Raw genomic sequence first — 12,580 nt, forward strand, 5'->3', positions numbered from 1 at the left:
TAAGGAGTTTATCATGAAGCAAAGGGTAGCGGTTTATCCGGGTTCTTTTGATCCAATTACTTATGGACATATGGATATTTTAATGAGGAGTCTTGAGCTTTTCGATAAGGTTATTATGGCAGTGGCATATAATATCGAAAAAAAAGGTCTTTTTACCGTGGAAGAGCGAAAGGATTTAATCAGGAAGGCTGTAAACGGAAATGAGCATGTCATCGTAGACAGCTTCGCAGGATTACTTGTGGATTATGTTAAGAAGGTCAACTCCCGGTTTGTTGTAAGGGGATTGCGGGCAATGAGTGACTTTGAGTATGAATTCCAGATGGCTTCCATGAACAGGAATCTCAATAAGGATATGGATACAATATTCATGATGACGAGCAAGGATTATTTCTTCATAAGCTCCCGAACGATTAAAGAGGTGGCAAGCTTTGGCGGTTGTGTTGATGGACTCGTGCCGGCAGTTGTCGGGAAGAGTCTGAAGGAGAGATTTTCAATAAAATGAGAAGAAATTCTGAATTTAAATTTTGTGCTTTTAGTTTGCTTTTCGCTATTACCGTTTTTTTGACTGCATCTTATGTCCATGCCGGTGATGTCCATGTAATAAAAGTCCAGAGCGCCATTCAACCTCCGGTTGCAGGTTTCATAGCAGAATCCATTACAAAGGCTGAACAGAATGGCGGGGAGGCTCTCGTAATCCTCCTCGATACACCGGGAGGCCTTGACTCATCCATGAGGGATATTATCAAGAGCATTATGGAAGCGAATATCCCCGTCATCGTCTATGTACACCCTTCGGGTGCGCGGGCGGCATCCGCAGGGAGTATTATTCTTCTCGCATCACATATCGCCGCGATGACCCCGGGAACAAACGTTGGCGCTGCCCATCCTGTCACAATAGGAAAAGACAAAGTTGACAAGGAAATGATGGACAAAGTTGTTAAGGATGCCGAGGCATATGTGAGGAGCATTGCAGCTAAAAGGGGGAGAAATATCGAATGGGCTGCAAAGTCCGTGAAGGAAAGCGCATCCATACCCGCAAAAGATGCCCTTGATAAAAATGTTGTAGACATTGTGGCGGAGAGCATGGATGAACTTCTGCTAAAGGCCGATGGAAGGACTGTTGAAACAAAAAAGGGCAAAGTGATATTGAAATTGAAAGGGAAGAATAGGGTCGAAATAGACATGCCCTTTAAATATAAATTCCTTTCTTACCTCAGTGACCCGAATGTTGCTTATATACTCATGATGATAGGGCTTTACGGGATACTTTTCGAGATATACAGCCCTGGTTCTATATTCCCCGGTGTCGTTGGAGGAATTTCTATCATACTGGCACTTTATGCATTTCAAACTATTCCTATAACCTTTGCAGGCGTTTTTCTCATCCTTCTTGGTATAGTATTTTTTATACTCGAGCTTAAGATAATAAGTCATGGGGTGCTGGGTGTTGCCGGGATCATCTCGATTGTCATAGGTTCTGTAATGCTCATCGATCTTCCCCGCAGTATTTTTGCCATATCATGGGAAAGCATCATTGCTGTGGCGGTACTCTCTGGTATATTTTTCTTCGGTGTGCTATCGTATGCAATTAAAGCCCAACTTTTAACGGTCAAGACCGGTAAGGAGGGTCTTATCGGTGAGACAGGTGTAACCCTGACAGATGTTTTTAAGGACGGTAAAATTGTTGTGCATGGAGAGATATGGAATGCGAGAAGCGACGAGCAGATTAACAAGGGGGACAGGGCAGTTGTAGTGAGTATAGAGGGGCTTATGCTCCTCATAAAAAAGGGAGGATAGTTATGATACCGATTTATCTTTTTGTCATTATCATCATAGTGTTTTTTCTTGCCAGTGCTATCAAGATACTCAATGAGTACGAAAGAGGTGTTATATTCAGGCTTGGAAGGGTGCTTGGCAGCCCGAAAGGGCCGGGGCTTATTATCCTGATCCCTATCGTAGACAGGATGGTAAAGGTGAGCTTGAGGACCGTCGTTCTGGATATACCCCCACAGGATGTCATTACACGGGACAATGTTACGATAAAGGTGAATGCCGTTGTCTATTTCAGGGTTATCGATGCATTAAAGGCAATAATAGACGTGGAGAATTACCTCTATGCAACGAGCCAGCTTTCGCAAACCACGCTCCGCAGTGTATTGGGTCAGGCGGAACTTGATGACCTTTTGGCACATAGGGAGAAAATAAACGAGAGGTTGCAGGAAATCCTGGATACTCATACAGAATCGTGGGGCATTAAAGTCTCCAATGTGGAGGTTAAGAACGTAGACCTGCCACAGGAGATGCAGCGGGCAATCGCTCGACAGGCTGAGGCGGAGCGTGAGAGAAGGGCAAAGATTATCGGCGCCGAGGGTGAATTTCAAGCTTCCACGAAACTCGCCGAAGCCTCTGATATACTCTCAAGGAACCCGATGGCATTACAACTGCGCTACATGCAAACATTGATCGAAATTTCTCAGGAGAAGAACTCGACAATCATATTCCCACTCCCCATTGATCTTATAAAGATGTTTATGGAGAAGGGAAAGTAATGAAAAGATGGTTTGTTGTCCTATTAGTGTTGTTGTTCTGGACAACGCTGGCAGATGCAAGGCCTGCACAAAAAAAGAAGATGCCTGTGGAAAAAAATGTGTCAACGGCAAAGGTGCAGGCCGAGAAGGAAGGCCCTTACAAGGCGTATATCGTTGTTGAAGGCAGCACAGGCAAGGTGATTGAAGGTGAAAATGTCCATGTTAAGCGCCCACCGGCCAGTGTCACGAAACTCATGCTTGCCTCTGTTGTGCTGGATAAGATTGCAAAAGGAGAAATTAACTTAACAGACAAAATAACTGCTTCAAAAGAGGCATCAAAGATCGGCGGAAGCCAGGTATATCTCAAAGAGGGTGAAGCATTTACTTTAGAAGAAATGATGAAGGCAACCCTTGTTGCGTCAGCTAATGATGCGGCATATGCCATTGCGGAACACGTTGGCGGCAGCAAGGAAGAATTCGTCAGATTGATGAACGAAAAGGCTAAAGCCCTTGGTATGGCCGATTCGGAATTTCATTCGCCCCATGGCCTCCCCCCTTCAAAGGGTCAGCAGGAAGACATTTCATCCTGTAACGATCTTGTAATCTTGGCAAGAGAACTTTTAAAATATCCTAAACTTCTCGAATGGACCTCAATCAAGACAGAAGGTTTCAGAGACGACAAGTTCACCATGAATAACCATAACAAGCTTCTCGTGAGGATGCCGGGACTCGTTGACGGAATGAAAACTGGTTATTACAGGGAAACAGGTTTCAATGTTGTGGCCACTGCAAAGAAGGGCGATCTCCGGTTCATCATTGTTGTCATGGGGAGTCCCAATGCCAAAATAAGAGATAATGTGGCAATGGAGAAGTTCAAAAAAGCCTTTTCCCAGTATAAGATCCTGAATGTGGTGAAGAAAGGCGAGGTGATTGACAAAGACATTATACTTGAAGATGGTAAATACAGGAAAATAAAAGGTGTCGCTAATGCAAATTTTCTGTACCCCATGCCAAGCGATAAAAAGGGGACCGTAAAGAAAGAGATTGTTGTGCCTGAGAAAATAAAGGGCGAGGTAAAGGAAGGGCAGAAGCTTGGAGAGCTTGTGATAAAGCTTGAAAATGAACAGATCGGGAAGGTGGATATTGTTTCTCCTGTTTATGTGCCCAAGGCAAACCTGTTTACCAGACTCATAAGGAAGATGGGTTTTAATCTATAAACACAAGGACAGTTATATATGGATAAGCATTTTACAATGTTAAAAGGCAAAGAGATTATAGTCGGGATTACAGGCGGGATTGCAGCCTATAAAACAGCCGAACTGGTGAGGGAACTCACGAAAAAGGGAGCCAGCGCCCATGTGGTTATGACGAAAAATGCAATGGAATTCGTAACTCCCCTCACGTTCCAGACGATTTCCGGTAATCCTGTCATCCATGAGATGTTTGAACTTTTTATGGGTTCAAAAATAGGACACATTGCCCTTTCAGATATTGCAGACCAGATGGTGATAGTCCCAGCTACGGCTAATATTATTGGGAAAATAGCTAACGGCGTGGCTGATGATTTTTTAACTACGATGGTAATGGCTATTACAGTGCCCATCCTTTTTGTCCCTTCTATGAACACCAAGATGTGGGAAAGCAAGATGGTGCAGATGAACATAGAAAAGCTGAAGGAAGCCGGATATGACTTTTTGGAACCGGGCGTAGGTGATCTTGCCTGTGGAACTGTTGGTAAGGGGAGGCTCCCTACCATCGATGATATCCTTGAGAAAATGGAAGATATATTTACTGTAAAAGATCTTGTGAATGAAAGAATCCTCGTAACTGCCGGTCCGACGGCAGAATTTGTCGACCCCGTGAGGTGTATAACAAACAGGTCGTCAGGCAAGATGGGGTATGCCATCGCAAAAATTGCCAGGAGAAGGGGGGCCGAGGTAATACTCATTACAGGACAGACCCACCTTCCCCCGCCGAGGAACGACATAGACGTTGTTGAAGTTACCACTGCATGTGAGATGCGGGATGCCGTTATGGAGCATTACAGGCATTGTACTATTATTATTAAGGCTGCAGCGGTAGCAGATTTTAAGTGTTCCACAGAAAATTGCAACAAGATAAAAAAGAAAGGTGATGATACTGTAATGATCCTGGAACTTACAAAGAATCCCGATATTATCGGAGAACTGGGAATGATAAAAGAACACAGGATCCTCGTTGGTTTTGCAGCTGAAACAGAAAACATCCTCGAAAACGCCTCGGAGAAATTAAAAAAGAAAAATCTGGATTTAATTATTGCAAATGATGTTGGCAAGAGTGGCATCGGTTTTGGTTCTGACAATAATGAAGTAACAATCGTTGAGACTTCCGGTCGGGCTAAACACGTTCCAATCATGGCCAAAGAAGAAATTGCGAATATCATCCTCGATTCTGTTAAAAAGATAATGAAAAAGAGGAAAAGAATCAAAGAGGATTGGTACTGATAATACAGCGGATAGTTATCAGTGAATAGTGAATAGTGAATAGTGAATAGCGTGAAGACGGAAGACAGAAAGCAGGGGTCAAGGGTTCAAGGGCAAAAAAGCAGGGTTCAAGTTCAAGGGGTCAAGGGATCTGCCGGAACTATAACTCAAAACTCAAAACTCAAAACTCAAAACTTATTTATTGCACTCATTGTGCTGCTCATTCTTTCATTCCTGCCCCCATTCCCTGTGTATGCCAAAGAGGACAGGATTGTAGAAGTTGTGGAGATGGCGAGCAAAGCCATAGTCAATATAAAGACTGAAGAACTTACCAGGAATTCAGGTGAAGAGAAAAAGACCTCACTCATCAAGAAATTTATTACCGGAGAGGAAGAGGAAGAAGAGTCTTTTGAGAATATTGGTTCCGGAGTAGTCCTGGATGCGAATGGGATTATCGTAACCAACGAACACCTCATTGCTAAGGCTATCAATATCAGGGTGAAGTTTATTAACGGGAAGGAGTATGATGCATTTGTCCTCGGGAGCGACCCTGAGTTTGATATTGCCCTGCTGAAGGTTGCCGATAAGGATGACTTCCCCTTTTTAAAAGTGACCAAAAACAAGAAGGTGAAGGTTGGTGAAAGGGCCATAGTAATCGGCAATCCATACGGACTTGCGAGTTCTGTAACTGTAGGAGTGGTAAGCGCAACCGGGAGAAATTTGAGAATCGATAACAGGGTTTACGTGAACCTCATACAAACAGATGCTTCAATAAACCCCGGTAACAGCGGGGGTGCACTACTGGATGTTGAAGGTAATCCCATCGGCATAGTTACGGCAATATACGGAGAGGGCAAGGGTATTGGATTTGCCATACCAATAGAAGATGTCATGGGCATGGTATCCGAGTTTTTAAAAACCGGTACAAAAAGACCTGTTTTTGGTTTGTTTGTAGAGAAGAAGAAGGATGAAAAAAGCACCTACCTTTATGTGAGCAAGGTAATTCCGAGAAGCCCTGCTGAAAAATATGGCATCAAAATCGGCGACAGGATTGTGGAGATTAATAAGAAAAAAATAAAGGAAGGGGTAAAGCTCCATAACATTTTCAGAGGTGCTAACGAAAGTGACGTCCTGCAACTTAAGGTATTGAAAGGCCCAAAGGCGTATTTCATAAATATTGATGGAAAAGATGTCGAATCTTTTCGATTCTCACCCGTTGATGAACTGTTATGTAATATGAGAATCTCCGACATAAAAGGCTACCCGAAAATGAAATTCAAGCTGAAGGAAAAGAACGGGGTTGTTGTAACGAAGGTCTACAAAGGGGGCATAGGAGAAAAATGCGGGTTACGTAACGGAGATGTCATTATAAAGATTAATAACTATACTGTAGCCAACAAAGACGATTTTGATTCCTATATGGTAGAAGGATTGAAAAGGAACTATATTCTTTACCAGGTAAAAAGAAATTCAAATATTTTTTATTTGCCTGTAAAACTCGATACCTTGCTGTAGGGACAGCAGCTGCAATCTACAATCACTTTAGGGGGTTTATATGGAAGATCAATTAACATTTTCAACCTTTATTCTGTCATTATCAACATCTGTCCTTGTTAACCTGGGGGAATTACCTGATCCGTTGAAAAACGAAAAAGACATCAATCTTCCCCTTGCCAAACAGACAATAGGCATTATCGAAATGCTCATGGAGAAAACAAAGGGGAATCTTACAGAGGATGAGGACCGGCTGATTGATAGTATGCTCTATGATTTACGGATGAAGTATGTAGAGGCAGCGAAAAAGCAGTGAATAGTATATAGTGAACAGTAAAGGGCAATAAAAAAATTTTCTGTTTGTGGATAGACCAAATTTTTTGGCTATTCACTATCGACTATTCACTGATTAAACACCCTCCCGAAGATCGTATCCACATATCTGAAATAATGTTCGTTGCTCATAGTGCCTTCAATTTCTGCTTCGCTCAGATAACTCCTGATTTCGTCATCTTTTTTGACTTCTGTTTTGAAATCGAGGTTGTTTGCATAGCACTTCATAGCAACCCTCTGGGTGATTTTATATGCCTCCTGTCGTGTGAGACCCTTCTTTATGAGGCTTAGCAGGACAGTCTCCGAGTGGTAGAGACCTTTTGATATATCCATGTTTTTCTGCATTTTGTCAGGGTAAATAATCAGGTTTTTGTACATGTTTTTTATCCGTTCAAGCATGTAGTCAAGAAGGATAGTGGCGTCCGGGGCGATAACCCTCTCCACAGAGGAGTGGCTGATGTCCCTTTCGTGCCAGAGGGGGATATTCTCAAGGGCAGCTACAGCATATCCCCGGAGCAGTCGCGCAAGTCCGCAAAGGTTCTCCGATGCTATGGGGTTTCTCTTGTGCGGCATAGCGGACGACCCGGTCTGACCTTTCTGGAAGAACTCCTCTGCCTCACCAACCTCTGTGCGCTGAAGGTTTCGTATCTCCAGAGACATTTTTTCAATGGACGAGCCTATTATCGCCAGTGTGGTAAAAAATTCAGCGTAATAGTCTCTTGGAATGATCTGTGTCGAGACTGGCACAGGTTTTAACCCCATTTTTTTACACACATATTCTTCAATGGAGGGCTGGGCGTGTGCAAACGTCCCTACCGCTCCGGAAATTGCTCCACAGCTTACCCGTTCTTTGGCTGCCTTGAGGCGCTCCAGGTTTCTTCGCATCTCGTCATAGAAATGTGCCATTTTAAGGCCGAAGGTAATCGGTTCCGCATGGATACCGTGGGTTCTCCCGATCATGGGCGTATCCTTATATGTGTAAGCATTCTCTTTTAAGACACCCATAAACGCAATGGTGTCCTGAATAAGGATATCTGAGGCTTCATTCAGCAAACACGAGAACGATGTATCGAGGATATCCGACGAAGTGATGCCCATGTGTATATACCTTGAGGAGGGTCCCACACATTCTGAAACTGATTCAATAAAAGCCACCACGTCATGTTTCGTACGCTTTTCGATCTCGTTGATCCTGCTTATATCGAAGCTGGCCTTTTCCTGAATAACTGCAAGGTCTTCCTGCGGAATGAGCGAGAGTTCTGCGTAGGCTTCGCATATGGCTACCTCAATCTCAAGCCATTTCTGGAACTTGTTTTGCTCTTCCCATATCTTTGCCATCCTTTGTAATGTGTATCGCTCTATCATGTTTTACCTCGTGTTTTTTAATGTAACTGTGAAATTAAAAGGCTGCCCGGAGGCAGCCTTTTATCTTTCCGGTTTTACCCGTTACACGTTACAGATCACGCGTTACGGTATTAAGCCTTTGTAATCTCAAACGACATCTGGCCATCATCATATTTCAAAGGCCTGATGGAAACATCCATCCCGACTTTTACGTCCTCAGGCTTGATGTCCCCGGCGAGGCGTGCGAACAGTTTCAGGTTATCGCTGAAATCAGCTACACCCATGGTGTAGGGGCAATCCTTCTCGAAACCAAAGGGTGCATAATAAGCAATTGTAAAGGTTTCAAGTGTGCCTTTTTTCGGCATCTCGAACCACTCCATATCTTTTGATAAACAGGCGGCACAGTCGGATCTTGGTGGAAAATATTTGGCGCCACACTGTTTACATACTGTCCCTTCGATTTTTCCTTCTGCCAATAAATCAACAAACTTTGCAGTCTTTGTCACTCCAGTAAAGCTTTTTCTTCCGAATTTATCAAAACCCATTTCTCACCTCCCGAATATAGTAACGCTGCCATAAAGTCCTACACCGCCGACATTGTGCACGAGGCCAATGTCCGGGTCGCCTGGCACCTGCATCGGGCCGGCTTCCCCACGGAGTTGAAGGACGATTGTACGCATCTGTGATCCGCCTGTTGCGCCAATAGGGTGACCCTTGGAGAGAAGACCTCCATCGACGTTGACCGGAATCCGACCTTCCTTATATGTAGCCTTTTCCCGGATAAGCTGCTTGCCGTCGCCCATCGGTGCAAACCCCAGACCTTCGTATGCCATAATCTCTGCAATGGTAAAGCAGTCATGCACCTCGGCTACCTTTACATCCTTCGCTGTTATCCCAGCCATATTGTAAGCCTGTTTTGCTGCGCCGTATCCGACACTCAAACCTTTTGCGAAATCAGGTCTCGCTGCCATATTGACCGCCTCTGAAGCAGCGCCTATACCGGTAATCCATACAGGCTTCTTTGAAAAGGCCTTTGCTTTTTCTGCATTTGCCAGAATTATACAAGAACTGCCGTCCGCATTAGCACAGGCATCACCAACCCTTAGCGGCCATGCAACCGCAGCTGCCATCCTTGCATCAGGATTATTCGGGTCAAAATCCGACGGCTTGACACCCTTCCGGAAGACAGCCCTCTCATTGGTCTGGCCGTAGGTGCCTGATTTCACTCTTACATTCATAAGGTCGTCGTGTGTCAGTCCATTCTTTGCCATGTAGGCCTGAGCGTATAGTGCATAATAGGCCGGCATCATGGTGCCGAAGGGGGCTTCCCACTGAATATCTGCACCCCTGCCCATCCTCTCCTGGGATTCAGCAGATGTAATTTCCGACATCTTCTGAAAACCGAGGACAACCACTACATCGTGGAGCCCTGCCTTAATCATGCTGTAGCCTACTTTCACACCGGAGCTGCTTGATGAGCAGACAGTCTCAATATAAAAAGTCGGCTGGGGGATTAATCCCAGATACTCGGCCAGAACACCTGCCGGTGACCTTTGCTTGTCGTATTCAGGCGCCGAGCAAAAAATAGAGGCATCAACGTCTTTCTTCGCGATGCCTGCATCCTGCATGGCTTCCCTGAATGCCTCAAAGGCCAATTCTCTGATGGAGCCTTCATAGCCTCTCACAAAAGAGCTCTGGCCCACACCAATTACTGCTACTTCTTTTGCCATAAATTCCTCCTTCACTCACGGTTTTTTTGAGTTTTTTGATCTTTGATACATTGCCACAAAATTGCTATGTGTTTTCATGTCTTTCGAAAACACATGGGTGCCATCATTTCTTGAAACGAAATAGAGATAATCCACGGGTGCAGGGTAAAGCGCTGCCATAATGGAACCTTTATCAGGGTTACAAATAGGCCCCCTGGGCAACCCCTTAAACCTATATGTATTGTAAGGGGTGTAGGTAATAAGGTCGGATTTCGTGATCGGGCTTAGAAATGCCCCTGTTCCGTATATAATTGTCGGGTCGCAATCGAGCGACATCTCTTTTTTTAACCTGTTATGAAAAACGGCTGCGATTAATGGTTTTTCGTCCCTGAGTTTTGCCTCTTTTTCAATCATGGATGCCAAGGTTAATGTTTTATACATATCAAATCCTATACCATTCATTCTACTCTTTATATCTTCTTTTTCAAACAATTTAAAGGTTCTTTGCACAATTTTTTCGATAAATTTTTCAATATCTGTTTCTTTACTATAATAATAAGTATCAGGGGCCAGATAACCCTCCAGAGAATCTCCTTTGATGCCAAGCTTTCTGAGGTATGCCTCATTTTTGGCAAGACGTATGAACTCGTCCCTTTCCATAATCCCGGCATGTTCCATCATGTCTGCTATATTATATATATTGTAACCCTCAACAACCTTTAACATATATATATTGCGCTCACCACGTTCCATTTTCTCTATAATGTCTATGGTGGACATACTCTTTCGTAAATCATATTCCCCAGCCTTTAATTTGCCGCCTGTGAGAAGAGTGAAAAGCATAAAAAGACGGGACGAATAGATGATACCATCTTCTTTTAGCGTATTGGCAATTTGATACGTGCTTGTTCCGTTTTTCACTACTACCTTTATGGTCTCGCTGTCTGTGTCTTTCGGTATGCTCGCAAATATAAACGTTTGCATCACAAGGAACAGGATAAACGCGATTACAATGATACGTTTACTTTGTTTTTTGAGCATCCAGGTACCCCTGAAGTATAATCTGCGCCGCCATCATGTCGATAAAAGGCTTCCTCTTCTTATGACTTACCTGCGCCATTTCGAAAATCCTGTGTGCTTCATTTGAACTGAACCTTTCGTCCCACAGTACAACCGGGATATTGATGTGCCTCTTTATTGCATCGGCAAAGTCCATAACCCCTTGCGCCCTCTTGCCGATACCCCCGCTCAAATCTTTCGGCAGGCCTATAACGATCTCTTTTACATCGTTGTTGTCTACAATATGTCTTAATTCATCAAAGTCTTTTTTTATAGAATTACGCTTGTGAAGCTTGAGCGCCAGGGCAATGCTCCGGGTTGGGTCTGACAGGGCAACCCCAATATTCTTATCCCCCACATCAAGGCAAAGTATCCTCATTTCCAAGTATTATAACAGTTTTTCCTTGAGATTCAAGAGTAAATATGACGGCAGACATGTCAGCAAAGCCCCTTTGCATACTATATAAAGGGGCTCACGTCGCCCCCTCCCCGGGCAAAGCCCGCGGAGCCTCCCGCACCCGCAAGCGGGTACCCGGCTCGTAAAACTCGCTAAATGATTGCTTCAACAGGGGTCCTCGCCGGCCTGTGGGAGTTTATAATACTTGTGAATTGTTATCACAATTATTCCCTTCAAATAATACATGATATTTTAGATTCACGGGAGGTGTACTTTTTTAATTTGCTTTAATAATACTATAATAACAGGTATTTGCAATGTATTTGTGAAATAGTGAAATATGTGATTGTATACAATTGCATAATTATTGATTAGATTGTGAAAAATTTCATTAAATAAAATTGTTCGATTTGACAACTTTTTATCAATTTGTTATAAACTGCACAATCTCGTTTTTAATCACGCTTAAGGAGGTATAAGGATGATAACAGCAGGTATAGATAGTGGTGCAAAAAACGTGAAAGCCGTCATCATGAAAGACGGTAAGGTTGTTGGAATGTCAATGGTTCCTGCAGGTTTGGATGCGAAAGCGGCCGCTGACCAGGCGTATGATGAGGCATTAAAGGCAGCCGGATTGAAGAGAAGCGATATCCAGAAAGTGCTTGTCACAGGCGCAGGAAAGAAAAATTGCTATTTTGCTCAGGGCGAAATTACAGAAGTCGGCGCTGCTGCGAAAGGCATCTCATATATTATGCCCAATGTACGGACAGTTATCGCTGTTGGTGCGGAAGAAGGAAAAGCTGTAAAAGTGAACGAAAAAGGTAACGTTGTTGACTTTGCAATCAACGAGAAGTGTGCAGCAGGCGCAGGGACATTCGTTGACGCTATGGCAAGGGCACTTGAGACACAGGTCGAAAAGATGGCAGAACTCTATGACCAGTCCACGAAAGAAATAGGCATGAACGCACAGTGCGCAGTTTTTGCGGAATCAGAGCTCGTTTCTCTTGTTCACTCACAGACTGCAAAACCGGATATCGCACGGGCAGTTTTGAATGCAATCGCAGATAGGATTGTATCTATGATGAGAAGGGTTGGTATTGAGAATGACGTAGCAGCAATCGGCGGTGTTGCGCTCAATAAAGGGTTTATCAAGGCAGTTGAGAAAGAACTCAACATTAAAATCACTGTGCCCGCAGATCCGCAGTTTGTCAGCGCAATTGGCGTTGCAATCGCTGCTGCAGAGTAAAAATTGGA

General features: G+C 43.9%; 13 protein-coding genes. 8 read left to right on the forward strand and 5 right to left on the reverse strand.

Features of this window, described 5'->3' with window-relative positions; all coding sequences use genetic code 11:
* Positions 1-13 precede the first annotated feature (13 nt).
* From coaD to NTX75_13425, 7 genes are read left to right on the forward strand one after another with little or no spacing between them, the layout of a single operon-like run.
* Positions 14-502: a pantetheine-phosphate adenylyltransferase gene (coaD, locus tag NTX75_13395; GenBank protein ID MCX5817209.1), complete on the forward strand. Its 489-nt coding sequence runs from the start codon at positions 14-16 to the stop codon at positions 500-502.
* Positions 499-1,797, forward strand: coding sequence for a nodulation protein NfeD (locus NTX75_13400; protein MCX5817210.1), 1,299 nt, complete (start codon positions 499-501; stop codon positions 1,795-1,797). The genes coaD and NTX75_13400 overlap by 4 nt, the downstream gene beginning before the upstream one ends.
* 2 nt (positions 1,798-1,799) lie before the next feature.
* Complete coding sequence (locus tag NTX75_13405; GenBank protein ID MCX5817211.1) at positions 1,800-2,549, forward strand: slipin family protein; 750 nt, start codon at positions 1,800-1,802, stop codon at positions 2,547-2,549.
* The gene (locus NTX75_13410; GenBank protein ID MCX5817212.1) at positions 2,549-3,745 is read left to right on the forward strand and encodes a D-alanyl-D-alanine carboxypeptidase; all 1,197 of its coding nucleotides are present in this window, start codon (positions 2,549-2,551) and stop codon (positions 3,743-3,745) included. The genes NTX75_13405 and NTX75_13410 overlap by 1 nt, the downstream gene beginning before the upstream one ends.
* Before the next feature lie 18 nt (positions 3,746-3,763).
* Positions 3,764-5,011: a bifunctional phosphopantothenoylcysteine decarboxylase/phosphopantothenate--cysteine ligase CoaBC gene (gene coaBC, locus NTX75_13415; GenBank protein ID MCX5817213.1), complete on the forward strand. Its 1,248-nt coding sequence runs from the start codon at positions 3,764-3,766 to the stop codon at positions 5,009-5,011.
* Positions 5,012-5,053: 42 nt separating this feature from the next.
* Positions 5,054-6,505, forward strand: a complete 1,452-nt coding sequence (locus NTX75_13420; GenBank protein ID MCX5817214.1) for a trypsin-like peptidase domain-containing protein — start codon at positions 5,054-5,056, stop codon at positions 6,503-6,505.
* Positions 6,506-6,545: 40 nt separating this feature from the next.
* Positions 6,546-6,800, forward strand: coding sequence for a DUF1844 domain-containing protein (locus NTX75_13425; GenBank protein MCX5817215.1), 255 nt, complete (start codon positions 6,546-6,548; stop codon positions 6,798-6,800).
* A gap of 86 nt (positions 6,801-6,886) precedes the next feature.
* Here NTX75_13425 and purB read toward each other — a convergent pair whose 3' ends face one another.
* The 5 genes from purB to ruvX form a co-directional block, all read right to left on the reverse strand.
* Positions 6,887-8,182 (reverse strand): adenylosuccinate lyase, encoded by a 1,296-nt coding sequence (gene purB, locus NTX75_13430; protein ID MCX5817216.1) that lies wholly within the window; start codon positions 8,180-8,182, stop codon positions 6,887-6,889.
* A gap of 110 nt (positions 8,183-8,292) precedes the next feature.
* Positions 8,293-8,706: a Zn-ribbon domain-containing OB-fold protein gene (locus NTX75_13435; GenBank protein MCX5817217.1), complete on the reverse strand. Its 414-nt coding sequence runs from the start codon at positions 8,704-8,706 to the stop codon at positions 8,293-8,295.
* Positions 8,707-8,709: 3 nt separating this feature from the next.
* Positions 8,710-9,891, reverse strand: coding sequence for an acetyl-CoA acetyltransferase (locus NTX75_13440; protein MCX5817218.1), 1,182 nt, complete (start codon positions 9,889-9,891; stop codon positions 8,710-8,712).
* A gap of 15 nt (positions 9,892-9,906) precedes the next feature.
* On the reverse strand, positions 9,907-10,911 hold the full coding sequence (gene mltG / locus NTX75_13445; GenBank protein MCX5817219.1) for an endolytic transglycosylase MltG: 1,005 nt from the start codon (positions 10,909-10,911) through the stop codon (positions 9,907-9,909).
* A complete protein-coding gene (ruvX, locus tag NTX75_13450; protein ID MCX5817220.1) occupies positions 10,892-11,308 on the reverse strand; it encodes a Holliday junction resolvase RuvX in 417 nt (138 codons plus the stop codon). The genes mltG and ruvX overlap by 20 nt, the downstream gene beginning before the upstream one ends.
* Before the next feature lie 499 nt (positions 11,309-11,807).
* On the opposite strand from ruvX, the gene NTX75_13455 reads away from it, so the two are divergent.
* Entirely contained in the window at positions 11,808-12,572 is a 765-nt protein-coding gene (locus NTX75_13455; protein ID MCX5817221.1) for an acyl-CoA dehydratase activase, read from the forward strand.
* Positions 12,573-12,580 lie beyond the last annotated feature (8 nt).

The sequence above is a fragment of the Pseudomonadota bacterium genome (assembly GCA_026388315.1).
Lineage (GTDB): Bacteria > Desulfobacterota > Syntrophorhabdia > Syntrophorhabdales > Syntrophorhabdaceae > MWEV01.